This window comes from Marinimicrobium sp. UBA4209 (assembly GCF_002381585.1).
Taxonomy (GTDB): Bacteria; Pseudomonadota; Gammaproteobacteria; order Pseudomonadales; family Cellvibrionaceae; genus Marinimicrobium; species Marinimicrobium koreense.
On record NZ_DFTP01000052.1, the window covers coordinates 1 to 240 of the forward strand.

The 240-nt window shown below is 60.4% G+C and carries 1 protein-coding gene; it reads right to left on the bottom strand.

All coding sequences use genetic code 11. The annotated features are described in order from the left end of the window. On the bottom strand, positions 1-240 hold a 240-nt coding region (locus B3187_RS07655), incomplete at both ends, for a septal ring lytic transglycosylase RlpA family protein (RefSeq protein WP_349678198.1).

The following is a 240-nucleotide window of genomic DNA, read 5'->3' on the forward strand; positions in this document are numbered from 1 at the left end:
GGCAGCGTCTTGTGCGCGGCGGTCATGCCGTACATATCGTAGGTTTCGCCGTTGGAGGTTTTGCGTCCGTGAAATTTCTGGCCGTACCAGGAGGCGATGCCCTGCTCCTTGTAGCCGGTCTCATCGTCCATCAGGTAATAGGTTTTGCCCAGCACCGTGTAGGGATTCTTGTTGCCCGCCAGGGTGCGCACCTCCGCCCTCGGCGTGGCATCCGGCACATGGGAGAGATCTACCGGCTTG